The organism is Streptomyces macrosporus (assembly GCF_039533145.1).
GTDB classification, from domain to species: Bacteria; Actinomycetota; Actinomycetes; order Streptomycetales; family Streptomycetaceae; genus Streptomyces; species Streptomyces macrosporus.
The window spans coordinates 22,819-44,941 of record NZ_BAAASZ010000008.1 but is presented as its reverse complement, the minus strand read 5'-3'; the positions used below and the strand labels follow the sequence as shown (position 1 = coordinate 44,941).

The following is a 22,123-nucleotide window of genomic DNA, read 5'->3' as shown; positions in this document are numbered from 1 at the left end:
GGAGGATTCGCCTAGAGGCCTAGGGCGCACGCTTGGAAAGCGTGTTGGGGGCAACCCCTCACGAGTTCGAATCTCGTATCCTCCGCACCCGCCCACCAGGGCAAACGGAAGGCCCCGACCGATCAGGTCGGGGCCTTCGTCGTGCGGTCGCCGCCCGGGGGCCCGTGCGGGCCGTGGAGGCGCCGCGACACGGCGGGCGCGGTGAGGCGGATCACAGCGGGTCGCCGGGCGGCGGCGGGCCGTCCGTCTCAGGGTCGGAGGGGGACGGCGACGCCGGTGAACGTCGTGTCGGGCGTCTGGGGAGTGGTGAAGCGGGCGTTGACGAGGTAGAGGCGGTCGCCCCAGCGGGCGGCGGTGGTGGGGACGTCGAAGCGGGGGTCGGTGATCGTGCGGCGCAGGGTGGCGGAGCGGACCTCGGCGTCCAGCTCGAACACGCCGACGAGGTTCTGCCGGTTCAGCACGACGTACAGCGTGCGGCCGACGCGGAGGAGCCCGTCGCCGTTGGCCACGTTCTCCGTGCCGCGCAGCGCGATCTCGGTGGCGTGGCCCGTCCGCGGGTCCACGCGGTAGAGCCTGCCGGGCAGGCTGCTGACGACGATCAGCCCCCGGCCGTCGGGGGTGTCGACGATGCCGTTGGCGTTGTTCACGTCGGGTGTCTGCACCCAGTCGCCGCCGAGCCGCAGGCTGCGGACCTCTCCTCTGCGGCCGCGCGGTACGGCGTGCAGGACGTTGTCGCGCGAGTCGGTGAACCAGGCGTGGTCGCCGAGCAGGACGACGTCGTTGACGAAGTGGCCGGTGGGGTCGGTCAGTCGGTACGTGGTGACGAGCCTGCCGGTACGGGAGTCGACGACCTTCGCGGTGCCTCCGCCGCCTCCGGCGACGTAGAGGAGGCCGTCCCGGTCCAGCTTGAGCCCGATGGCCGCGGTGCCGGCCGCGCCCTCGTGGACGATCCTGCCCTCGCCGGTGCGCAGGTCGGTGCGGTGGACGGCGCCGTTGGCGCGCGAGCCCATGTAGGCGTACGGCCTGCCGCCGATGGTGATGCCCTCGGGGAGGAAGCCGTCGGGGAGCGGGAACTCGGTCGGCCACGCGGCGGCGGAGGCGGCGTGCGCCGCGCCGGTGCCGGTCGTCGCCGCGAGCGCGGCGAGGGCGGCGCCGCCGAGGACGGCGCGTCGGGACGGTCGGGAGTGGTTCCGGTTCATGGTTCCGGCCTCCGGAGGAGTGGGGGTGGGACGTCTGTGAACGCGGTGACTCGACGGACTCGGCGCGCGGTGAGCGGGTGGCGCCGTCTGCGGCTCGGTGCGGGCTCCGTGTGCCCGTAACGGGCCGTCCGCCCACCCGAGTTCCCCGTGCCCCACCCGTCCCTCCTCCCGCCGGAGGGCACACGGCAGGGTGAATCGTCCGGTCGCGGCGGGACGCCCCGCCCCGTGCCGTCCGGGAGGCGCGGCGGCCGGGGACGTGTTCGGGCCGGGGCCCGTGAACGGTGGGAGGGGCCGGGAGACGTCCACCGCCTCCCGGCCCCTTCCACCGGCATTCCATCGGCATTCCACCGGCACTCCGCCGGCGCCCTACCGGGCGAAGGCGTCCAGGGCCTCGCCGGTGGCGTCGAGCACCGCCTCGCCCGCGTTCAGGGAGTCGTACACGAAGTGGACCGACGCGTCGTCGATACCGCAGAACCCGGAGATCCCCTCGCGCAGGACGCGGGCGACCGTCTCGTCCCAGCCGAGTTCGGTGAATTGGTCGTGGGTGTAGCTGACCAGGCCGAGCCAGAGCATCCGCTTCTTCCGCGGCCAGGGACGGCCGCGGCCGTAGGCGAAGCCGTGGTTCCACACCCGGTCGATCCACCCCTTGAGGACGGCCGGCGGCCCGAACCACCACAGGGGGAAGACCACCACGATCGCGTCGGCGGCGTCGACGCGCCGCATGTGGGATCGGACCTCCTCGGAGTACGTCTTGTCGGGGTCCGCCCAGTCCGGTTCGTCCTCCGGCGTCATCCGGGGGTCGAAACCCTCGGTGTGCAGGTCGAGCACGTCGACCGTGAAGCCGCCGGCCACGAGCCGCGCCCGGGCGCGGTCGGCGGCCTGCGCGGTGAGGGAGTCCGGGCGGGGGTGGGCGAGGACGAGCAGGGCGTGCCCGGCGTTCTCGGTCGCGGTCACCGCTCCACCTCCGGCCGGGCCGGCGTCTTTCCGGTGTCGGCGCCGCCCGGCACGCCGAGTCCGAGGTTCTCCGACAGCGGCTCGCCGACGGGGCGGGAGGCGAGCCGGATCTCGTGTGACGCGGTCATGGACCGCTCCTTCCACTGGTGTTGCGCGGGTGCCTGCGGACCTCACGGTGCGCCGGGCCGCGCACGGGCGGCCGACGGTCCGCGCACGGAGCGCGCACTAGCGTGGGGCATGCGTTTCGACGTGTTGGGCCCGGTGACGGTGCGGACGGAGGACGGACGTCCCGTCACCGTCTCCGAGGCGAAGGTCCGCGCCCTGCTCGCCGACCTGCTGGTGCACCACGGGCGCCCGGTGCCGGTGGACCGGCTGGTCGACGACCTGTGGAGGGAGGCCCTGCCGGGCAACCCCGGCAACACCCTGCAGACCAAGGTCTCCCAGTTGCGCCGCGTCCTGGACGCGGCCGAGCGGGGGCTCGGTCCCTCGTGCGGTACGGCCCGGCCGGCTACACGCTCCACGTGCCCGACGACGCGGTGGACTCCGGCCGGTTCGCGGCCCTGACGGCACGCGCGCGGAACGAGCCGGACCCGCGCGCGGGTGTCCCTGCTGTCGGACGCGCTGGGGCTGTGGCGGGGAGAGGCGTTCGCCGACTTCGGGGACGCCCCCTTCGCGCGGGCCGCGATCGCCCGCCTCGACGAGCAGCGGCTCACCGCCCTGGAGGAGTCGGCCGAGCTCCGCCTGGAACTGGGCGAGCACGACCTGCCGGCGGACGAGTTACGGGACGTGGTCGCGGAACACCCGCTGCGCGAGCGGCTGCGGGCCGCCCATCTGCCGGCCCTGTACCGCGCCGGGCGGCAGGGCGAGGCGCTCGCCTCGTACACCGACCTCAGAAGACGGTTGGCCGAGGAATTGGGCGTCGATCCGAGCGCCCGGCTCACCGAACTCCACCAGGCGATCCTGCGCCAGGACCCGGCCTTGGCCCCGGCCCCGGCCCCGGCGGTCGCCACCGGCGCGCGACCGCGGACGAACCTGCCCGCGCCGGTGAGTTCGCTGATCGGCAGGCGGAACGCGATCGCCCGGGTGTGCGCCCTGGTCGCGGCGGGCCGACTGGTCACACTCACCGGGCCGGGCGGTGTCGGCAAGACACGACTCGCGCTGGAGGCGGCGGCGCGGCTCGCGAACGGGGAGGGCGGCGCGGCAGGGGATCTCTGCGCCGACGGCGTCTGGTTCGTCGAACTCGCGGGGGTCACCGGCACGACGGCGGACGCCGTGGCGGACACCGTGGCGGACACCGTGGCGGCGACCGTCGGCGTGCGCGACGACGCCACCGTGCAGGGGGGCCGTTCCGGCGGCACGGCCGGGGTCCGGCTCGCCGAGGCCCTCGGAACGCGCCGTCTCCTCCTCGTCCTGGACAACTGCGAGCACCTCGTCGAACCGGTCGCCGCACTCGTCGGCCACCTGCTGCGCCGGGCCCCCGGAGTGCGCGTCCTGGCCACCAGCCGGGAAACCCTGGCGATCTCCGGCGAGGTCGTCGACGCCGTCCCGCCGCTGACCGGTGCCGAGGCCAGGGACCTCTTCGCGGCCCGCGCCGCGGCCGCCGCGCCCGGCTTCGCCCTCGTCCCCGAGGACACCGACGCCGTCGACCTCGTCTGCCGCCGCCTCGACGGCATCCCCCTCGCCCTCGAACTGGCCGCCACCCGGGTGCGGGCCCTGGGCGTCCGCGCCCTCGCCGACCGTCTGCACGACCGCTTCCGGCTGCTCGGCGGGGCGCGCCGGGACGCCCCCGCACGGCAGCGCACCCTGCGCGCGATGATCGACTGGAGTTGGGAGCCGCTGTCCCCGCCGGAGCGGGCCGTCCTGCGCCGGCTGGCCGTGTTCGCCGGAGGATTCACCCTGGAGGCCGCGGAGTCCGTGTGCGCCGCGGTCGGCGCTCCGGGCGGAGACGCGGCGGTACCGGCCGACGACGTGCTCGACCTCGTCACCCGGCTCGTCGACCGCTCCCTGATCATCCCGGCGTACGAGACGGGCACCGGCTCGGAGGGCACCCGCTACCGAATGCTCGAATCGGTCGCCGCCTACGGGCTGGAGCGACTCGACGAGGCGGGCGAGACCGAGGCCGCCCGGCGCGGACACGCCCTCCACTACGTCGAGCTCGCCGAGCGCGCGGCGCCCCGGCTGCACGGCCGCGACCAACGGCACTGGTTGCGCGTCCTCGACACCGACGTGCCCAACCTGCGCGCGGCGCTGGACCACGCGGTGGCGGACGGCGCCGTCGATCTCGCCCTGCGCCTGGTCAACGCCCTGAGCTGGTACTGGTATCTGCGCGGACGCGTGGGCGAGGCGGTCAGAGCGCTCGACGGCGCGCTCGCGCACACGGACGACCGGACCACCGGTCGCGCCCCGGCCCTCGCCAGAAGGGCCGCGTTCGCCCTGCTCGCCGGGGACGACGCACGGCTCGAGGAGGGGCTCGACGGCGTCGACGCGTGGGGCAGGTGGTTCCTCGCCCACGCGCGCTGCGGCTTCGGCGACGAGTCGGGGGACGACGGTCTCGACGGGCTGTCCGCCGAGTTCCGGGCCCTCGGCGACCGCTGGGGCGAGGCGGCCGCGCTCGGCGTCCGGGCCACCCGGGCCGTCTACCAGGGCGACCTCGTGGCGCTGCGGCGGAACGCCGAGCGGAGCGCCGTCCTCTTCGACGAACTCGGCGACCGCTGGGGCCGGTTGCAGGCCTCGGAGCAGTTGGGCGTGCTCGCCGAGATCACCGGGGACTACGAGACCGCGGCACGCCTGCACCGGGACGGCCTGCGCGACGCGGAGGAGCTGCGGCTGTGGACGCACGTCTCCTTCGGGCTGTCCAGGCTGGGCCGCATCGCGCTGTTGACCGGAGACGACGCGAAGGCCACGGAGCTCCACGAGCGTGCCGGGCGCCTGGCCGCCGAGCAGTCGCACCGTCCCGCGGAGCAGTTCGCCCAGACCGGCCTCGCCCTCGGCGCCCGCCGCCGCGGCGACCTGGACACCGCCGAGGAGTCGCTGCGTCCCTGGCTGGAGTGGAACCGCCGTTTCTGCGTGGACTCCGGCACCGCGCTGATCCTCGCGCAACTCGGCTACGTCGCCGAGCAGCGCGGTGACGCGGAACTCGCCGAGGCCCTCCACCTGGACGGGTACGCGGCGGCCCGCCGGACCGGTGACCCCCGCGCTCTGGCGCTCGCCGTCGAGGGCCTGGCCGGGGCGCGGTCGGCCGCCACCGGGAGGCCGCGTCCCTGCTGGGCACGGCCGCCGCCCTCCGGGAGTCCGTCCACGCACCCCTCCCCCCGGCCGAGCGCTTCGACGTCGACCGCGCGACCGCCCGGGCACGCGACGCCCTGGGCGAGGACGGCTTCGCGGCCGCCTTCGCCCGGGGCCGCACGCTCCCGGCCGGCGACCGGCCGGGCCTCTTCGACGCCGGCGGGCCGTGCCCGGACTCGTGACCGGCGGCGCGGGCGCCACGCGGCCGGACGGCGGTCACTCCGTGTCGGACGCGGGCGCCTCGTCCGGCGGTCCGGGAAGCGGCCCGGGAAGCGGTCCGGCCCCGAAGTCGGCGAGCAGGGCCGAGATGACGCGCTCGGTGGAGGCGGCCATGTCCACGGAGTCCGGGGAGAGCAGCCACTGGACCTGGAGGCCGTCCATGACGGCGATGACGGCGTTGGCCGCGTCGCGCACGTCCAGGTCCTCGCGGACCTCGCCCCGCTCGCACGCCTCGGTGAGCGCCTCGACCACGAGGGAGCGCAGGCCGGCGTAGCGGTCGCGGAAGTACTCCTGGGCGGGGTGGTCCTCGGTGACGCTCTCCGCCGACAGCACGGCGTACATGCGCACGATGCCCTCGCGCTCGGCGTTGCGGCGCGCGGTGTCGACCAGATGGCGCAGGAAGGCCAGGCCGCGGGGGCGTTCGGGGCCCTGTAGCTCGATGTCGGTCCGGTCGCGCAGTTCCAGGACGCCGGCGAGCAGGAGCGCCTTGGAGCGGAAGTAGTGGAGCACGCCGGCCTGGGTGAGTCCGGCGCGGTCGGCGATCTCGGCCAGCGACGCGTTGTTGTACCCGCGGGCGGCGAACGTCTCCATGGCGATGCGCAGGATCTCCCGGCTCCGCTGCCGGGCCTCCGGGCTCTTCGGGACGCGGGGCCGTCGTGCCCCGCCCGCCTTCTCCGTGCTCACCGGCGGCAGTCTACGGGCCTCGGCCCGGCGGTTCACGGTCCGTTCCGGGCCGGGGAAGGATCTCCCGACGACAACTTACTAAGTACTCGGTAAGTGTGCTTTCATGCTCGTGATCCGCCCCCTCCACGTCGTGTTCGAGGCCCGGAAGGACACGCATGACCCCCCTCTCCCCTCCCGCCGCCGGCCCGCGGCGAGGCCGTCCCGCCGCCTCGGACGCCGCCCCCGGCGGGCCCGCGGACGACGCCGGACTCCGGCGGCGGATACGGGGCCTGGACCTGGAGTCCAAGGTCCGGCTGCTGACCGGGGCGACCCTGTGGGCCCTGCCCGACGAACCCCGGCTCGGACTGCGCCCGGTGGTGATGTCCGACGGCCCGCAGGGCGTGCGCGGCACCGGCGAGGACCCCGACGCCCGCGGACTGCTCGCCCCCGCCCCCAGCGCCGTGGCCGCGACCTGGGACCCGGAGACGGCCGAGCGGCTGGGCCGCCTCTTCGCCGTCGAGGCCCGCCGCAAGGGCGTCGACGTGGTGCTGGCCCCGCCGGTGAACCTCCAGCGCACCCCCGTGGCCGGGCGGCACTTCGAGTACTTCTCCGAGGACCCCCTGCTCACCGGGGTCCTGGCCGCCGCCGTCGTCCGCGGTCTCCAGGGCCGCGGGGTGGCGGCGTGCCCCAAGCACTTCGTGGCCAACGACTCGGAGACCGACCGCACCCGCTACCGGTCCCGGATGGACGAGCGCACCCTGCGCGAGGTCTGTCTGGCCCCGTTCGAGCAGGTCCTCGCCGAGGCCGGTCCGTGGAGCGTCATGGCGGCCTACTCGGGCGTGGACGACGGCGTCGAGTCGGCCCCGATGACCGAGCACCGGCGGCTGGTGCGCGGGGTGCTCAAGGAGGAGTGGGGCTTCACCGGACCGGTGGTCAGCGACTGGGCCGCCACCCGCTCCACCGCCGCGTCCGCCCTCGGCGGCCTCGATCTGGTGATGCCGGGCCCCGACGGCCCCTGGGGCGCGGCGCTCACGGCGGCGGTGCGCGCGGGCGAGGTGCCCGAGGAGCTCGTGGACGACAAGGTGCTGCGGCTGCTGCGGCTGGCCCGGAACACCGGCCGGCTCGGCGATCCGTGGGAGCCCGGCACGCCCCCGCCGCCGCTCCCGACCCGCGGACCCGCGCCCTCCGAGGCCCCGTCCGAGGAGGAGTTCGCCGTGCTGCGGGAGATCGCCGCGCGCGGCACCGTCCTGCTCCGCGACGAGGCCGGGCTGCTGCCGATCGCCCCGGACGGCCTCGACGGCGACGCCGGCGTCGCCCTGATCGGTCCGAACGCGGTGGACCCCTACCTCCAGGGCGGCGGCAGCGCCTACGTCCCGGCCGTCCGCACCGTCTCCTTCGTCGAGGGGCTGCGCGCGGCGCTGCCCGAGCGCGTACGGCTCACCGTGCACCGCGGCGGCGACTCCCGCCGCCGTCCGCCCTTCGTCCCCGCCGCCCTGCTCACCGACCCCGACGGCGGCGGGCCGGGCGTCCGCGCCGACCACCTGGACGCCGCCGGACGGACGCTCGACACCGACGTCCGCGCCACGGGCGACTGGGGCGGCTACGGCGACTTCCCCGCGGACACCCACCGGGTGGTGCTGCGCACCGTCCTCACCCTGGACGAACCCGGCACCCACCACCTGGAGTTCGGCTGCGTGGGCCGGTTCCGGGTGACGGTGGACGGCGAGACGGTCTTCCACGGGGACGACGACCGCGGCGTCGACCTGATCCTGGACTCCAGCCACCACCACCCCCGCACCCACGGCGTCGACCTCCCGGTCGACGGCTCCGGGCCGCGCCGCGTCGAGGTGACCGTCGACCTGACCGTCGTGGACGCCGACGGATACGGCCGCTTCGTCACCGCCCATCTGCGCCTGCGACCGCCGGGGCCCTCGCCGGAGGAGGAGATCGCCGAGGCGGTCGACGCGGCCCGGCGGGCCGACGTCGCCGTCGTGGTGGTGGGCACCAACGAGGAGGTCGAGTCGGAGGGCTGGGACCGCACCGGCCTGGAACTGCCCGCCCCGCAGGACGAGTTGGTGCGCCGGGTGGTCGCCGCCAACCCCCGGACCGTCGTGGTGGTCAACGCCGGCGCGCCCGTCCTGCTGCCCTGGGCGCAGGAGGTGCCCGCGCTGCTGTGGGCCTGGCTGCCGGGCCAGGAGGCCGGGCACGCGCTGGCCGACTTGCTGCTGGGGCGCGCGGAGCCGGCCGGGCGCCTTCCGTGGACCCTGCCCGCCCGCGCCGAGGACGTGCCGGTGCCGAACGCCGTGCTCGTCGACGGGACCGTGGCCTACTCCGAGGGCGTCCACATCGGGCACCGCGCCTGGGACCGGGACGGACTGACGCCCGCCTTCCCCTTCGGCCACGGCCTGGGCTGGACGACCTGGGCCTACGAGTCCGCCGACGCCGCCCCCGCGGGCCCGGACGGGTCCGACGGGTTCCGGGTGACGGTGGAGTTGGCCAACACCGGTCCCCGCGAGGGGCGGGAGACCGTCCAGGTCTATCTGGAGGCGCCCCCGGACGGTCCCGAGCGCCCCCCGCGCACGCTCGCCGGGTTCACCACCGTCCGCGTCGCGGCCGGCGCCCGCGCCCGCGCCCACGTGGACGTGCCCGCGCGCGTCTTCGGCGTCCGGGACCCGGACCGGGGCCGCCGGTGGACCCCGCCCGGCCGGTACCGGCTGCGCGTCGGACGGTCCAGCCGCGACCTGCGGCTCTCCGTCGACGTCGAGATCGCCGGGACCGAGGACGGCTGACCGCACGGCCGCCCGACGCCCCTCCCCGCGTCCCCCGCGGAGCACCCCCGCCGAAGCCTCCGCACACCCCCACACCCCCCACACCCCCACCGAAGGAGCCGCGACGATGCCCCCCACCATCCGAAGCACCCTCCGCACCGCCGTCCGAAGAGGCACCCCCGAACGCACCCCCCGACGCCGTGCCCGCCGGGCCGCCCTGGCGGCGTTCGGCGCCCTGCTCCTCGCCGGCGGCGGATGGGGACTCGCCGGCACCGACACCGCCCGGGCGGCCGACCCCACCGCGCACGTGTGGGTCACCACCCCCGACGGCGGCAGGAGACTCGCGGACGGCGGGACGGTCCCCTTCACCTCCCGGCCGCAGTCGATCGACATCCGCGTCGACGCGAACGGCACCGCCCAGCGGTTCACCGGCGCCGGCGCCTCCGTCACCGAGGCGTCCGCCCACCTGATCCGGCGGCTCCCCCAGGACCGGCGGGACTCCCTGATGCGGTCGCTGTTCTCCGAAGAGGACGGCATCGGCCTCAACTACCTGCGCCAGCCGCTCGGCAGCACCGACTTCGACGCCGACGCCGACCACTCCACCTACGAGGACACGCGCGGGCGGTTCACCATCGCCCGCGACCTGCCGGAGATCATCCCCGTCCTGAAGCAGGCCGTCTCGATCAACCCGGACATCCGCTTCATGGGCAGCCCCTGGTCGCCGCCCGCGTGGATGAAGACCGGCGGCTCCCTCAACGGCGGCGGCCTGAAGCCCGAGCACCACCAGGACTACGCCGACTACCTGGTCAAGGCCGTCCGCGCGTACGGGCAGCAGGGCATCACCCTCACCGACCTGACGGTGCAGAACGAGCCCCTGTTCGCCACCACCTACCCGTCCACGAGCATGACCGCGGCCGAGCAGGCGGAGTTCCTGAAGGTCCTGGACCGTGCCCTGACCGCCGCGGGCCTGCCCACCAACGTGCTCGCCTACGACCACAACTGGGACCGTCCCGACTACCCGCTGGAGGTCCTCGACGCCACCCGCGGCATCGACCGGGTCATCGGCGCGGCCTTCCACTGCTACGGCGGCGCGCCCGAGTCCCAGGCGCGGATCCGCCAGGCCGGCGAGCGGGTCTTCTTCACCGAGTGCTCCGGCACGGACAGCGCCGACCCCGCCGCCACCTTCGCCGACACCCTCCGCTGGCACGCGGAGAACCTCGTCGTCCGCAACCTGCGCAACGGCGGCGAGACCGTGATCACCTGGAACCTCGCCCTCGACGAGAACGGCGGCCCGCACCAGGGCCACTGCGGCACCCGGTGCAACGGCGTGGTGGAGATCGCGGGCGACCGCGTGACCCGGGGCGCCGAGTACTACGTCCTCGGCCACGTCACGAAGTTCGTCGAGCCCGGGGCCGTCCGCATCGACTCGACCACCCAGGGAGCGGGCGGCGTGCAGAACGTCGTCTTCCGCAACCCCGACGGCTCGCGGGCCGCGTACGTGGTGAACACCGCCTCCTCCGCCCAGCGGTTCTCGATCACCGAGAGCGGTCGCTCGCTCTCCCACGAGCTGCCCGCCGGCGCCGTGGCCACCTTCGTCTGGGACGACGGCACCGCCACCCCGCCGCCCTCCGGCGACATCGACCCCGCCCGCTGGTACCAGGTGGTCAACACGGGCAGCGGCCGCTGCCTGGACGCGGCGGACTGGGGCACCGCGGACGGCACGCGGCTCCAGCAGTGGGCGTGCGGCGCCCCCGACCAGGCCAACCAGAACTGGCGTCTCCGGCCCGTCGGCGACGGCCGGCACCAGGTGGTCAACCGGCACAACGGAAAGGCGTGGGACGTCGACGGAGGCGCCGGCGCGACCGCCGACGGCGTCCGGGTCCACCTGTGGGGCGACACGGGCGGCGCCAACCAGCACTGGCGGGCGGAGCCGGTCGGCACCGGCACCTACCGCTTCGTCGCCCGGCACAGCGGCCGGTGCCTGACCGTCGAGGGCGCCTCCACCGCGGACGGCGCCGGCCTCTCCCAGCGGACGTGCGACGGCTCGGCGGCCCAGTCCTTCCGCCTGGTCGCGAACTCCCTCTGATCGCGCCCGCCCAACAACCGACCGGGCCCGTCCGCTTCCGCGGCCGGGCCCGGTCCGGTGGTACGGGAACGCGGCAGGGGGTACTGGGACGGAACTCGGAACTCGGGGAAATCGCACCCGCGAAACGAGGGACATTCCGATGACACAAACGGTTCAGCGGCAGCGTTCGGGGAAACGGCAGGAGGTGGCCGCCGGGCTGGTGACCTTCGCCGGCGTCATGCTGATCGTCGTGGGCGTCCTCGACGTCCTCCGCGGCATCATGGGCATCGCCCAGGACGAGGTCTTCCTCACCACGCCGGACTACACCTTCGAGTGGAACACCACCGGCTGGGGCTGGACGCACCTCGTCCTGGGGATCGTCGCCATCGCGGTGGGCGCCGGCCTGCTCGCGAACGTGCTGTGGGCGCGGATCGCCGGTGTGGCGATCGCGGCGGTCCTGCTGGTGGCGAACTTCCTCGCACTGCCGTACTACCCCGTCTGGTCGACCGTGCTGATCGCCTTCGACGCCCTCGTCATCTGGGCGCTCGCCACCCACCAGCGCGGGATGCCCGCCGACGCCGGCGCGGCCGGCCGGTGACCGCGGCCGTCATCCGCGCAGCAGGTCCTCCAGCGACTCGGTCACGACCGACGCGGCGGAGCCGAAGGGCTCGATGACGAGGTCCGCCCCCTCGGCCCGCAGTTGGGTGGCGGTGCGCCGGGTGTGGGCGGTGAGCGCGACCACGCCCCGGTACTGGTGGTGCCGCAGGCCGTGGAGCAGCGCCCGGTTCGTCTCCGGCAGGGAGATGGTGCTGATCACGCAGCGGGCCCGGGCCAGCGGCAGCGCCTCCAGGAAGTGGACGTCCTCGGCGCTGCCGTAGACGGCGGTCACCCCGTACCGGTCGTTGCGCCGCACGCGGTGCGGGTCGAAGTCCACCGCCAGCACCCGGTGCCCGGCCTCGCCGAGCCGGTCGGCCAGGGGGCCGCCGAAGCGGCCCAGCCCGTAGAGGATGACGTCGACGTCCCCGGCGGCGGCGGTGGGGTCCGTCCGGCGCAGGCGGGACCGGTCGAACCGGGCCAGGACGCGTTCCAGGAGCCGGTAGAGCCGGTGGGAGTTGAGGACGAGATAGGTGGAGCCGCCGATGGTGAACAGCCCGACCACGGTGATCAGGCTGACGGTGGCGGCGGTGATGTGGCCGAGGCTGTACCCGAGGGCGGCGAGGATGAGGGAGAACTCCGAGATCTGGGCCGCCGTGAGCCCGGTGAGGAACCCCACCCGCACCGGGTAGCGCATCACGGCCATGACGACGATGACGATCAGCGGCTTGCCGACCAGCACGAACGCGGAGAGGACCAGCGCCTCGGCGAGCTGCGAGCCGGCGTCGGAGAACTCCAGCCGGGCGCCCAGGGCGAGGAAGAAGAACAGCAGGAGGAAGTCGCGCAGGCTGACCAGGCGGGCGCCCAGGGCGTCACGGTAGGGGAGGGACGCCAGGGAGACCCCGGCCAGGAACGCCCCGACCTCGGAGCTGAAGCCCAGCCACTCGCTCAGCGCGGCGACCGACACGGCGTAGGCCACGCCGAAGAGCACCAGCAGTTCCTGGGACCGGGCGACGTGGTGCAGCAGCGACGGCAGGACGTAGCGCGTCAACAGGCCGATCCCCGCCAGCAGTCCCAGCCCCTTGACGAGGACCAGCACGATGTCCAGGGCCATGTTGGCGCCGGCCCGCTGCCCGAACGCGGTCAGCGCGATCATCACCAGCACCACGACGATGTCCTGGACGATGAGGTAGCCCACCGCGATGCGGCCGTGGAGCTGATCCAGTTCGCGCTGGTCGGACAGCAGCTTCACGATGATGATCGTGGAGGAGAAGGTGAGCGCGACCGCGACGTAGAGCGCCGGCACGGTGTCCATGCCGAGCCCGAGGGCGATCAGACAGCCGATCACCGAGGTGAACAGGACCTGTCCGAGGCCGGTGGCCAGCGCGACGGTCCCGGTGGTGCGGACGAGGTGGAGGTCCAGGCGCAGCCCCACCAGGAACAGCAGCACCGAGATGCCCAACCGGGCGAGCAGGTCGACGGTCCCCTGGGACTCCACCCAGCCGGTGCCCGTCGGACCGACCAGGATGCCGACGCCGATGAACGCGACGATCAGCGGTTGGCGCAGCCGGACGGCCAACAGCCCCATCGCGGCGGTGAGGGCGAGGACCGCGGCGACGATGGAGAAGTCGTGCGCTTCCATGGCATCCGCTCGATCGCGTCGATCACGGTGGGGGCGGGTGCGGAGCGGTTCCGACCCCGCGGCGGACGGTGGTCACCGTTCGGTGCCCGGAACGACCAGCACGTCGCACGGCGCCTCGGCCATCACGTGCCGGGCGACGCTGCCGAGCAGGGCGTAGCCGAAGCCGGAGCGCGTCCCCGTGCCGACCACCACCAGATCGGCTCCCGGACTCGCGGCCCGGGCCGGGACGACCTCCTGCGCGCGTCCCGGCAGCACCAGGACGTCGTCCGGCCGCGGCGTCAGGGCGTCGACCAGCCGCTCGATATCCGGGCGGGCCCGTTCGACGACCGCGTGCCGCAACTGCTCCAGGCCGGCGTCGTCCACGCCGCGTTGGAGCAGCAGGCGCTCGCCGGGCACGATGCTCACGTGCAGCGCGAGGTGCTCCGCCCCGGGGGTCAGCGCGATGCCGGCGCGGGCCGCCTCCCGGGAGACCTCCGAGTCGTCGACGGCGAGCAGGACCCTGCGGTACGCGGTGTCCGCCGGTCTTCTGACGACCAGAACCGGTCCCCGGGCGGCCCGCACCAGGTTTCCGGGGGTGCCGCCGATGAGGGCGCCGGGCCGTCGGTCCGCGCCGTGGGCGCCCACCACCAGCAGGTCCGCGTCCGCCTTCCGCGCCTCGTCCAGGAGGGCGGGGCCGACCCGGCCGAACCGCAGCCCGGTCTCGACGCCCTCCCCCGCGTCCGTCCCCCCGCCCCCTTCCGCGTCCCTCACGGGCCCGGTGTACCGGTGGACCTGGGAGCGCAGCAACGTCCCGGCGAACTCCACCAGATCGGGGTCGACGTCCGGCGGAACGACGTGCACCACGCGGAGGCGCGCTCCGTGCCGGGCGGCGAGCGCGGCGGCACGGCCGACGGCTCCTCCCGACTCCTCGGAGAGGTCGGTGGCCGCCAGTATGCGGCGGGGTGGCACTGAGTACACCGGCATCACCCCCGGTTCATGGCCTTGAATGTCAGACTAGTGTCTTTTGCGAAAGTCGACAGCATCACGGCCCTCGGGGATGTTTCACCCTCCACCGCACGGACACCCGCGCAGCGGAACGGCGAAATGCCCCACATAACCGAATCGTGCGGCGTGTGACCCAGGCCGCACGTTCGCGGAACCTGGGCGCACCACCCCACCAGGGAGGCACCAGTGAAAGCCGTCGTTTACAAGGAGCCGTTCAAGGTGGCCGTGGAGGATGTCCCCGACCCCCGGATCGAGCACCCCAACGACGTGATCGTCAAGATCACCACGACCGCGATCTGCGGCTCCGACCTGCACATGTACGAGGGACGCACCGGCGCGGAGCCGGGGATCGTCTTCGGCCACGAGAACATGGGGATCGTGGAGGAGACCGGTCCGGGCGTCACCTCGATCCACCGGGGGGACCGGGTCGTCCTCCCGTTCAACGTGGCCTGCGGTTTCTGCAAGAACTGCCTGGCCGGGAAGACCGGCTTCTGCCTGACCGTCAACGAGGGCTTCGCGGGCGGCGCCTACGGCTACGTGTCGATGGGTCCCTTCATCGGCGGGCAGGCGCAGTACCTGCGGGTGCCGTACGCCGACTTCAACTGCCTGAAGCTGCCCCCGGGCGACGAGCACGAGGACGACTTCGCGCTGCTGGCCGACATCTTCCCCACCGGCTACCACGCGACCGAACTGGCGCAGGTCTCCCCCGGAGAGACCGTCTGCGTGTACGGCGCCGGCCCGGTCGGGCTGATGGCGGCCTACTCCGCGCTCCTGCGCGGCGCGTCCCGCGTCTTCTCCGTCGACCGGCAGCCGGACCGGCTGCGCGTCGCGCACGAGATCGGCGCGATCCCGATCGACTACAGCAAGGGAGACGCCGTCGAGCAGATCAAGGAGCAGACGGACGGCGAGGGCACGGACAAGGGCATCGACGCCGTGGGCTACCAGGCCACGGTCCCCGAGGGAGAGGAGCAGCCGGCGATGGTGCTCAACTCCCTGGTCGAGTCCGTGCGTCCCACCGGGATGCTCGGCATCGTCGGCCTGTACGTGCCCGCGGACCCCGGCGGCCCCAGTGACAGCGCCAAGAAGGGAGAACTGCTCTTCAAGATCGGCCGCTTCTTCGAGAAGGGCCTGCGTGCCGGCACCGGCCAGGCGAACGTCAAGGCGTACAACCGCCAGCTGCGCGACATGATCATCGCGGGGCGGGCCAACCCCAGCTTCGTGGTCTCCCACCGGCTCCCGCTGGCCGAGGCGCCCGAGGCCTACGAGCACTTCGACAAGCGGGACAACGGCTGGACGAAGGTCCTGCTCAAGCCGCAGATGGCCTGACGTCCCGCACCCCCGTGCCCCCGCGTCCGGACGCGGGGGCACGGCCTCGCGCGCCCTCGGCCGGACGCGGGAGGGGCGAGCGCTCCGCCCCTGGTCACAGGGGAGTCGCGACGAGGAGTCTTGACGGGGCATCCCCGGACCCCTACTGTCGCGCCCGCTCTTTGAAACGACTCAATTGAAACGTATCAACCCCCTTCCGGACGTCGGGAACGAGCCGGGAGCGGGAGAAGGGCCGCGTGATGAGACCACCGACGACACAGGGGCGGACCCCCGGAGTCCGGCGCCGACGGAGACCGACCGCCCTGACGGCCGCGGCCCTCGCCGGCCTGCTGGCGCTCGGCGCCTCGGCCGCGCAGGCCGACGACGGACTCCCCCACGGCGACCGCGGCGACCGCGGGAAGGGCTCGACCGGCATCCGGCTCGAACGCCTCGACCGCGGCCTCGTGGCCGTCTCCACCGACGAGGGCGTGTTCCTGAGCTGGCGGCTGCTCGGCCACGAGGTCACCGGCCACACCGCCGGCGGCATGGCCGGCGCGGACTTCCGCGTCTACCGCGACGGGAAGCGGATCGCCACCGTCACCGACAGCACCAACTTCCTCGACCGGAACGCGCCCGCCGGCGCCGAGTACCGCGTCGCCGCCGTCGCCGACGGCAAGGAGACCGGCCGCAGCGCCGCCGTCACGCCCCGGTCCGAGGCGTACGTCGAACTGCCGTTGCGGAAACCCGCGGACGGCGTCACGCCGGCGGGCGAGACGTACACCTACAGCGCCAACGACATGAGCGTCGGCGACGTCGACGGCGACGGCCGGTACGAGTACGTCGTCAAGTGGGACCCGTCCAACTCCAAGGACGTCTCGCAGGTGGGCTACACCGGCAACGTCTACATCGACACCTACCGCCTCGACGGCACCCTCCTGCACCGCCTCGACCTGGGCGTCAACATCCGCGCGGGCGCCCACTACACGCAGTTCCTCGTCTACGACTTCGACGGCGACGGCCGCTCGGAGACGATGGTCAAGACCGCGCCCGGCACGAAGACCATCCGCTATGGCAAGGACGGCCGCACCGTCTCCGAGCGGTACGTCACCATGCCGCGCGCGGACGTGCGGGCCGGGCACTCCCACCGCGACGACCACCGGATGAGCGCCGAGGACTACCGCGAGCACCTCGTGGAGACGTTCCTCGGCTGGCACGAGCACCCCGAGGTGGCGGCCGGGAACTGGCCCGCCACGCTGGAGGAGGCGTTCGGCATCGAGCCGCGCCACGCGTACCCGCTCTCCCGCGCCGCCGCCGAGGACCTCGTCGACCACTTCCTCGACGTCTACGCCCCGAGCCGCAGCGCCCGCAACAACCTGCGCGCCTTCGAGGGCTTCGTCCTCACCGGCCCCGAGTACCTGACGGTGTTCGACGGCGCCACCGGCCGGGAGTTGCAGACCGTCCGCTACCAACCGGGCCGGCACGACGACGGCCTGATGTGGGGCGACTACGCCATGAGCCGCATCGAGCCGGGCAACCGCGTCGACCGCTTCCTGTCCGGCGTGGCCTACCTGGACGGCAGGCACCCGTCGGCGGTCTTCGCCCGCGGCTACTACACGCGCGCCACCCTCGTCGCCTACCGCTGGGACGGCGAGCGGCTGAAGCGCGACTGGTACGTCGACAGCGGCTGGACGCCCATGGACAACCCGTTCGACGCCGGCCCCCACGGGGTCGACGGCACCGACCCGGAGTACGGCACCCTCACCACCCAGGGCTTCCACTCGCTCAGCGCGGCGGACGTGGACGGCGACGGGCGCCAGGAGATCGTCTACGGCGCGGCCACCATCGACGACGACGGCGACCTGCTGTACAGCTCGTTCGCCGAGGCGCCGCCCGAGAGCGCGGTGCCCGGCCGGACCGTGCGGCTCGGCCACGGCGACGCCATGCACGTCGCCGACATCGACCCGGAGCGGCCCGGGTCGGAGATCTTCACCGTCCACGAGGGCGGGCGCTCGGCGCCCTACGGCCACGCCCTGCGCGACGCCGCGACGGGCGAGGTGCTGTACGGCGGCTACACCGGCGTCGACACCGGCCGCGGCATGGTCGGCGACGTCGACCCGACCGTGCCCGGCCTGGAGACCTGGGCTTCCAACGGCGTCGGCCTGTGGAGCGCGGACGGACGGCGGCTCGGGAGCGCCACGCCCGGCACGAACATGAGCATCCGCTGGTCCGGCGACCTCACCACGCAACTCGTGAACGGCACGGGCGAGGCCACCCCGACCGTCGACGACCGGCGGCGCGGCACGCTGCTGACCGCCGAGGGCACCCGCACCAACAACGGCACCAAGGGCAACCCGTCCCTGGTGGCCGACGTCCTGGGCGACTGGCGCGAGGAGCTGCTGGTGCGCACGGCGGACGGCTCGGCGGTGCGGATCCACCTCAGCACCGAGGTCACCGACCACAAGCTGTACACGCTGATGCACGACCCGCAGTACCGGGTCGAGGTGGCGCGGCAGCAGACCACCTACAACCAGCCCGCGTACCCGAGCTTCCACCTGGGCGCGGACACCGACTGGTCGAAGGTGCCCGTCCCGGGCCGCCGGTAGCCGTCCGGCCGGGGTGCGGCGCTCAGCCGTGCCACACCTCGGCCACGGCCCGCGCGTACGCGGCGGCCAGCGCACGTCCCGCGCGTGCGCAGGCCGCCCTGCGCGCGGGGTCGAGGGCGTCGCGGCCGAACGCGCGGCGCGCGGACGGTCGGGCCACGCCCGCACCGGCATCAGCGTGCCGACGGCCTCCAGCGCCGCCTCCTCCGGGACGGTGCGGGCGGCGAGCGCCATCCGGCCCAGGCGCCGCGCCGTCGCCTCCGGGGTGCGGGAGAGGAGCATCGCCCACAGGAACCTCAGGGTCACGGTGGGCGGGACTCTCGGGACGGGTTCGCCCCCGCGGAGGGTCGTCCGGTCCTCGTAGAGCTCCGCCAGGGGCGTCCCCGCCGCGATCCGCGCGCCCATGATCGCGCCCGCACGGCACCGGACGGACCAGCGCAACGGGGAACTCTCCCCGCTTGCGGGAGCGACTGTGGCACCGAAAACGGGGAGCATTCCGCGTTTCTTCCGGGGGCGGCCGGCGGGCGCCGACGCACCGCCGGCGTACGCTCACACGGCCGAGGAACCGGGAGCGAGGGAGGCACCATGGACGCGAAGCCGACCAACTGGGCGGGGAACGTCGAGTTCGCCGCACGGGCCCTGCACCGCCCGGCGTCGGTGGAACGCCTCCGGGAGCTCGTCACGGGCGGCGACCGCGTCCGGGTGCTGGGCTCGGGGCACTCCTTCAACCGGATCGCCGACACCACGGGCGACCTGATATCCCTCGACGACCTGCCCCGCGCGGTCGAGGTCGACTCCGCGAGCGGGACGGTCCGGGCCGGCGCCGCCACGCGCTTCGCCGAACTGTGCCGGGTGCTGCGGAGACACGGGCGGGCCCTGCCGAACCTGCCCTCCACCCCGCACTTCACCCTCGCCGGCGCGTACGCCACCGGCACCCACGGCTCCGGACACACCGGCGGCACGCTCGCCGCCGCCGTCCGGTCCGTGGAGCTGATCACCGCGGACGGGGAGACGGTCACCGTCGCGCGCGGCGCCGACGACCACTTCGAGGGGACCGTGGTCTCGCTCGGCGCCCTGGGCGTGGTCACCGCCCTGACCCTGGAGACGTGCCCGGCGTTCGAGGTCGAGCAGTACGTCCACGAGGGGCTCCCGTGGCCGGTCCTCCTCGACCACCTCGGGGAGGTCCTCGGCGCCGCCTACAGCGTCAGCGTCTTCACCGACTGGTCCGGCCCGGCGCGGGTGTGGGTCAAGCGCCGGGTCGGCGACCCGCTGCCCGACCTGTCCTGGACCGGCGCCCGCCCCGCCGACGGACCGCGCCACCCGATCGAGGGGATGCCCACGGCCAACGCCACCGAGCAGCGGGGGGTGCCCGGACCGTGGGACGAGCGGCTTCCGCACTTCCGCTCCGGGTTCGTGCCCAGCGTCGGGGAGGAGTTGCAGTCGGAGTACTTCGTGCCCGCCGAACGGGCTCACGAGGCCGCCGGCGCGCTGCGGGAGATCGGACCGCTCCTGGCCCCCGTCCTCCAGGTCTCCGAGATACGCACCGTCGCCGCCGACCCGCACTGGCTCAGCCCCGCCCACGGCCGCGACAGCGTCGCCTTCCACTTCACCTGGACCTCCGACGCCGGTGCCGTGGCCCCCGTGCTGCTCCGCGTCGAGGAGGCGCTGGCCCCCTTCGACGCCCGCCCCCACTGGGGGAAGCTCTCCTCCACCGCCCCGGAGGCGCTGAGCGCCTCCTACGGACGCTGGGAGGAATTCCGCGCCCTGCTGCACCGGTTCGACCCCGAGGGCGTCTTCCGCAACGAGACGGTCGACCGGTACTTTCCGCGCTAGCCGGACGCGCCGGCCGCTCCGGAGCGCCCCGAACGGACCCGAACGGCCCTGAACGGCCGCCGAGTTCGCGGAAAAGGACGGGTTTGGCCTTTCCGTGCGGGCGGATCGGGTGGGCCAAATCGGGCCAGTTGCTCTCGCCTTATTCCCTTGGTGACATCGGGTCGCTACCTTCCCTTCCACCGCGTCCGTAACCCGGACACGCAATCCCCCACGTCGAACAGCTCTGTCCCCGCTGTCCGCACCGGAAGGAACCTCCCGTGCACGCACCTCTCCACAGAGGCAGGAAGCGCAGAGTCGTCGCGGCCGCCGCGGCCGCGTCGCTCGCCACCCCGCTGCTGCTCGTCGCGTCCGTGTCACCCGCCTCGGCGTCCCCCGACCCGGGCAGGCAGGGGGAGCACCTGGCGAGGAAGCTGGTCAGGCAGACCAGCGCCGAGGGCGCCATGAAGCACCTGCGGGCGTTCCAGCAGATCGCCGAGTTGAAGGACGGCAACCGCGCCGCCGGCGCCGAGGGCCACACCTGGTCCGCGAAGTACGCGGGCACGCTGCTCAAGCTCGCCGGCTACAAGGTCACCTACCAGAACTTCGACTTCGTCTACACCGAGACCCTCGCGGAGAAGCTGACCGTCCTCACGCCCGAGCGCGCCGAGGTGCCGATCAGACTGATGACGTACACCAAGAGCACCCCCGAGGGCGGCATCGAGGCCGCCCTCGCGAGCGTTCCGGTGGACGCGGACGGCACCACCGGCTGCACCGCCGAGGACTTCGCGTCCGGAGACTTCACCGGCAAGATCGCGCTGATCCAGCGGGGCGGCTGCACCTTCGCCGAGAAGCAGGCCGCCGCGGCCGACGCCGGCGCGGTGGGCGCCATCATCTACAACAACACCGACGGGGAGCTCAACGGCACCATCGGCGACGCCGACGCGGGCCGCATCCCCACCGGCGGGCTCGGCAAGGAGGACGGCGAGGCGCTGGCCGCCAAGGTCGCCCGGGGCACCGTCACCGTCAACCTGGAGATCCGCGAGCTCCAGGAGACCCGCAGCACGCCCAACGTCATCGCCGAGACGCGCGGCGGCGACCCGGACAACGTCGTGATGCTCGGCGCCCACCTGGACTCCGTCACCGAGGGCCCCGGCATCAACGACAACGCCTCCGGCTCCGCGGGCATCCTGGAGGCCGCCCTCCAGCTCGCCAAGGCCGACAGGAAGGGCAAGCACCCCAACAAGGTGCGCTTCGCCCTGTGGTCCGCCGAGGAACTCGGCCTCCAGGGCGCCGAGCACTACGTGTCGAACCTCTCCCAGGCCGAGCGCGACAGGATCGCCCTCTACCTCAACTTCGACATGATCGCCTCGCCGAACTACGGCCTGTTCGTCTACGACGGCGACGACTCCGACGGCGTCGGCGCCGGAGCGGGCCCCGAGGGCTCGGCGCAGTTGGAGCACGCGATCAACACCTTCATGCGCTCGCAGGGCCACGAGCCGCGCGGCACCGACTTCACCGGCCGCTCCGACTACGGCCCGTTCATCGAGGCCGGCATCCCCTCCGGCGGCACCTTCACCGGCGCCGAGGGCATCAAGACGGAGGAGGAGGCCGCCCTGTGGGGCGGCAAGGCCGGGGTCGCGTACGACGCCTGCTACCACCAGGAGTGCGACGACCTGGGCAACGTCAGCCGGAAGGCGCTCGGCATCAACGTCGACGTGATCGCCAACGCCGTCGGCACCTACGCCTGGGACACCGGCTCCCTCGACGACGAGGTGCCGTTCGAGTCCACCAAGGGCACGGCGGGCAGCGGCGGCGGTCTGCACGACCACGACCACGAGCTCACCGCCTGATCCACCACGGACCGATCACCGTCCGGTCCAGCCGATCCGTCCGGACGGTGTCCGCGGGCGCCGGGGAGCACGTCCCCCGGCGCCCGCGGCGCGTGGTGCGCGGCGCGACACACACCGGCGCGCGCCTTCTTTCGGAGGACTTCCGGAGGAACCCGCCGGCGCCCGTCCCCGCGCGCCGGCCGC

At 74.1% G+C, this 22,123-nt stretch carries 15 protein-coding genes, 1 tRNA gene and 1 pseudogene; 10 read left to right on the top strand and 7 right to left on the bottom strand.

Annotation, left to right across the window (positions count from 1 at the left end; translation table 11 throughout):
- Positions 1 to 85, top strand: a tRNA-Ser gene (locus tag ABD335_RS05325).
- 163 nt (positions 86 to 248) lie between these two features.
- Here the strand turns inward: ABD335_RS05325 and ABD335_RS05320 are convergent.
- The 3 genes from ABD335_RS05320 to ABD335_RS05310 all read right to left on the bottom strand — a co-directional run bounded on the left by ABD335_RS05320 (position 249) and on the right by ABD335_RS05310 (position 2,281).
- The gene (locus ABD335_RS05320) at positions 249 to 1,199 is read right to left on the bottom strand and encodes an SMP-30/gluconolactonase/LRE family protein (RefSeq protein WP_344320904.1); all 951 of its coding nucleotides are present in this window, start codon (positions 1,197 to 1,199) and stop codon (positions 249 to 251) included.
- A gap of 366 nt (positions 1,200 to 1,565) precedes the next feature.
- The gene (locus ABD335_RS05315; RefSeq protein WP_344320903.1) at positions 1,566 to 2,153 is read right to left on the bottom strand and encodes an NAD(P)H oxidoreductase; all 588 of its coding nucleotides are present in this window, start codon (positions 2,151 to 2,153) and stop codon (positions 1,566 to 1,568) included.
- Entirely contained in the window at positions 2,150 to 2,281 is a 132-nt protein-coding gene (locus ABD335_RS05310; protein ID WP_344320902.1) for a hypothetical protein, read from the bottom strand. Before ABD335_RS05310 ends, ABD335_RS05315 begins: the two co-directional genes overlap by 4 nt.
- A gap of 109 nt (positions 2,282 to 2,390) precedes the next feature.
- On the opposite strand from ABD335_RS05310, the gene ABD335_RS31015 reads away from it, so the two are divergent.
- Positions 2,391 to 2,717, top strand: coding sequence for an AfsR/SARP family transcriptional regulator (locus tag ABD335_RS31015; RefSeq protein ID WP_344320901.1), 327 nt, complete (start codon positions 2,391 to 2,393; stop codon positions 2,715 to 2,717).
- 36 nt (positions 2,718 to 2,753) lie between these two features.
- Positions 2,754 to 4,190 (top strand): annotated as a pseudogene (locus ABD335_RS31010) (ATP-binding protein); the annotation flags it as partial.
- Between the two features lie 1,464 nt (positions 4,191 to 5,654).
- Here ABD335_RS31010 and ABD335_RS05295 read toward each other — a convergent pair.
- A complete protein-coding gene (locus tag ABD335_RS05295) occupies positions 5,655 to 6,248 on the bottom strand; it encodes a TetR family transcriptional regulator C-terminal domain-containing protein (protein ID WP_425583554.1) in 594 nt (197 codons plus the stop codon).
- Between the two features lie 248 nt (positions 6,249 to 6,496).
- Here ABD335_RS05295 and ABD335_RS05290 point away from each other — a divergent pair, with 248 nt between their 5' ends.
- From ABD335_RS05290 to ABD335_RS05280, 3 genes are all read left to right on the top strand, one after another.
- Positions 6,497 to 9,109: a beta-glucosidase family protein gene (locus tag ABD335_RS05290; protein ID WP_344320900.1), complete on the top strand. Its 2,613-nt coding sequence runs from the start codon at positions 6,497 to 6,499 to the stop codon at positions 9,107 to 9,109.
- Positions 9,110 to 9,215: 106 nt separating this feature from the next.
- Positions 9,216 to 11,174: an RICIN domain-containing protein gene (locus ABD335_RS05285; RefSeq protein WP_344320899.1), complete on the top strand. Its 1,959-nt coding sequence runs from the start codon at positions 9,216 to 9,218 to the stop codon at positions 11,172 to 11,174.
- Positions 11,175 to 11,313: 139 nt separating this feature from the next.
- On the top strand, positions 11,314 to 11,751 hold the full coding sequence (locus ABD335_RS05280) for a DUF7144 family membrane protein (RefSeq protein ID WP_344320898.1): 438 nt from the start codon (positions 11,314 to 11,316) through the stop codon (positions 11,749 to 11,751).
- Between the two features lie 9 nt (positions 11,752 to 11,760).
- Here ABD335_RS05280 and ABD335_RS05275 read toward each other — a convergent pair whose 3' ends face one another.
- Both ABD335_RS05275 and ABD335_RS05270 read right to left on the bottom strand, forming a co-directional pair.
- Positions 11,761 to 13,389: a cation:proton antiporter gene (locus ABD335_RS05275; protein ID WP_344320897.1), complete on the bottom strand. Its 1,629-nt coding sequence runs from the start codon at positions 13,387 to 13,389 to the stop codon at positions 11,761 to 11,763.
- A 72-nt stretch (positions 13,390 to 13,461) separates the two neighbouring features.
- Complete coding sequence (locus ABD335_RS05270) at positions 13,462 to 14,346, bottom strand: universal stress protein (RefSeq protein WP_344320896.1); 885 nt, start codon at positions 14,344 to 14,346, stop codon at positions 13,462 to 13,464.
- 213 nt (positions 14,347 to 14,559) lie between these two features.
- Here ABD335_RS05270 and ABD335_RS05265 point away from each other — a divergent pair, with 213 nt between their 5' ends.
- On the top strand, positions 14,560 to 15,699 hold the full coding sequence (locus tag ABD335_RS05265; RefSeq protein WP_344320895.1) for a glutathione-independent formaldehyde dehydrogenase: 1,140 nt from the start codon (positions 14,560 to 14,562) through the stop codon (positions 15,697 to 15,699).
- A gap of 239 nt (positions 15,700 to 15,938) precedes the next feature.
- The gene (locus tag ABD335_RS05260; RefSeq protein WP_344320894.1) at positions 15,939 to 18,281 is read left to right on the top strand and encodes a rhamnogalacturonan lyase; all 2,343 of its coding nucleotides are present in this window, start codon (positions 15,939 to 15,941) and stop codon (positions 18,279 to 18,281) included.
- A 22-nt stretch (positions 18,282 to 18,303) separates the two neighbouring features.
- Here the strand turns inward: ABD335_RS05260 and ABD335_RS05255 are convergent, their stop codons facing one another.
- On the bottom strand, positions 18,304 to 18,438 hold the full coding sequence (locus ABD335_RS05255) for a hypothetical protein (protein ID WP_344320893.1): 135 nt from the start codon (positions 18,436 to 18,438) through the stop codon (positions 18,304 to 18,306).
- Between the two features lie 425 nt (positions 18,439 to 18,863).
- Between ABD335_RS05255 and ABD335_RS05250 the strand changes: the two genes are divergently transcribed.
- Entirely contained in the window at positions 18,864 to 20,111 is a 1,248-nt protein-coding gene (locus ABD335_RS05250) for an FAD-binding protein (protein ID WP_344320892.1), read from the top strand.
- Positions 20,112 to 20,368: 257 nt separating this feature from the next.
- Entirely contained in the window at positions 20,369 to 21,940 is a 1,572-nt protein-coding gene (locus ABD335_RS05245; protein ID WP_344320891.1) for a M28 family metallopeptidase, read from the top strand.
- Positions 21,941 to 22,123: the final 183 nt, after the last annotated feature.

Coding starts and splice junctions, on each gene's coding strand:
- ABD335_RS05310 (WP_344320902.1), bottom strand. CDS start 2,281: ATGACCGCGTCACACGAGATCCGGCTCGCCTCCCGCCCCGTCGGCGAG.
- ABD335_RS31015 (WP_344320901.1), top strand. CDS start 2,391: ATGCGTTTCGACGTGTTGGGCCCGGTGACGGTGCGGACGGAGGACGGA.
- ABD335_RS05260 (WP_344320894.1), top strand. CDS start 15,939: ATGAGACCACCGACGACACAGGGGCGGACCCCCGGAGTCCGGCGCCGA.
- ABD335_RS05285 (WP_344320899.1), top strand. CDS start 9,216: ATGCCCCCCACCATCCGAAGCACCCTCCGCACCGCCGTCCGAAGAGGC.
- ABD335_RS05250 (WP_344320892.1), top strand. CDS start 18,864: ATGGACGCGAAGCCGACCAACTGGGCGGGGAACGTCGAGTTCGCCGCA.
- ABD335_RS05290 (WP_344320900.1), top strand. CDS start 6,497: ATGACCCCCCTCTCCCCTCCCGCCGCCGGCCCGCGGCGAGGCCGTCCC.
- ABD335_RS05280 (WP_344320898.1), top strand. CDS start 11,314: ATGACACAAACGGTTCAGCGGCAGCGTTCGGGGAAACGGCAGGAGGTG.
- ABD335_RS05275 (WP_344320897.1), bottom strand. CDS start 13,389: ATGGAAGCGCACGACTTCTCCATCGTCGCCGCGGTCCTCGCCCTCACC.
- ABD335_RS05320 (WP_344320904.1), bottom strand. CDS start 1,199: ATGAACCGGAACCACTCCCGACCGTCCCGACGCGCCGTCCTCGGCGGC.
- ABD335_RS05295 (WP_425583554.1), bottom strand. CDS start 6,248: ATGGAGACGTTCGCCGCCCGCGGGTACAACAACGCGTCGCTGGCCGAG.